The following is a 1373-nucleotide window of genomic DNA, read 5'->3' as shown; positions in this document are numbered from 1 at the left end:
CAGTGGGCGCGGCTCTGGCCGGCGCTGAGCGCCTCGCTGTGCGCGGCGGCCGAGGAGAGCGGCGCGGTGCTGGTCATGCTCGGCAACCTGTACGGCTACGGGCCGGTGGCGGGGCCGCTGACCGAGGACCTGCCGCTCGCCGCGACCGGCCCCAAGGGGCGGGTGCGGGCCGCGACCTGGGAGCGGGCGCGGGCGCTGCACGAGGCCGGGCGGATCCGGGCGGTGGAGGTGCGGGCCTCGGACTTCTTCGGCCCCGGCGTCACCGAGGGCGGCCACCTGGCCGCACGGGTGATGCCCAACCTGCTCAAGGGCCGCCCGGTCGCGACGCTCGGCGACCCGGACGCCCCGCACAGCTGGACCTACCTGCCGGACGTGGCCCGGGCGATGGCCGAACTCGCGGGCGAAGAGCGGGCCTGGGGCCGGGCCTGGCACGTGCCCACCGCCCCTCCCCTGTCGGTGCGCGCGATGGTCGAGCGGCTGGCCACCGAGGCCGGCGGCGGCCCGGTCCCGGTGCGCCGCCTGCCCGCGGCGGCGCTGGCCGTGGCGGGGCTGTTCTCCCCGCTGCTGCGCGAACTGCGGGAGACGCGCTACCAGTTCGACCGGCCGTTCACGGTGGACTGCTCCGCCTACGAGGCCGCGTTCACGGTGCGCGCCACGCCGCTGGAGGAGCAGCTGCGGGCCACGGTCGCCTGGTGGCGCGAGCGCGACGGCCGGTGACGGACGGGAACGCCGGTCACCGGCGGGGGCGGGCGCCTCCCCCGCATCGCTCCGTACCCGTCCTTCCTCGTCCGTTCACCGGACACGGAGACCCTGCGTCCGTAGGATTCCGTCCGTGGCCAAACGACGTGAGGTTGAGCGGGAAGTCCTGGGTTCCATAGGCGAGTTGGCGTCCTCCGGGTTACCCGCGGCCGCGCTGTTCCGCGAGCTGCACACCCTGCTGCTGGAACCGCTCGGCTACGACGGCGGCTGCTGGCACGGCAACGACCCGGTCACCGGGTTCCCCACCTCCACCGTCGCCGACGGCCTGGACCCCGCCCAGTTCGAGCAGGCCGTGCACCTGGAGCTCCAGGGCGAGGACTCCACCACCTTCACCGCGATCCGCACCGCCGGCCACCGGGCGCAGACCGTCGACCGGGCCACCGACGGCCGCCCCGAACGCAGCGTCCGCTACCGGGAGTTGCTCAACCCCTGCGGATACGGCGACGAGCTGCGGATCAACTTCGATGTGGGCGGCGGCCGCTGGGGCTCCGCGGCGTTCATGCGCGAACGCGCCCGCGGCCGCTACGACCTGCCCGACCTGCGCCTGGCCGAACGCGTCGCCGCCCCGATCGGCGCCGCCCTGCGCGACACCCACCTCGCCGCCCTGCGCGGCG

General features: G+C 76.0%; 1 protein-coding gene and 1 pseudogene. Both read left to right on the top strand.

Annotated features, from left to right (window positions below; all coding sequences use genetic code 11):
- A partial coding sequence (locus AE652_RS41480; protein WP_049661173.1) for an NAD-dependent epimerase/dehydratase family protein occupies nucleotides 1-717 on the top strand: 717 nt, incomplete at its 5' end.
- A gap of 115 nt (nucleotides 718-832) precedes the next feature.
- Nucleotides 833-1373, top strand: a pseudogene (locus tag AE652_RS41475) (LuxR family transcriptional regulator); the annotation flags it as partial.

It is taken from the genome of Kitasatospora sp. MY 5-36 (genome assembly GCF_001182915.1).
Lineage (GTDB): Bacteria > Actinomycetota > Actinomycetes > Streptomycetales > Streptomycetaceae > Kitasatospora.
The sequence above is the reverse complement of the archived record's forward strand: the minus strand, read 5'-3'. Positions and strand labels throughout refer to the sequence as shown.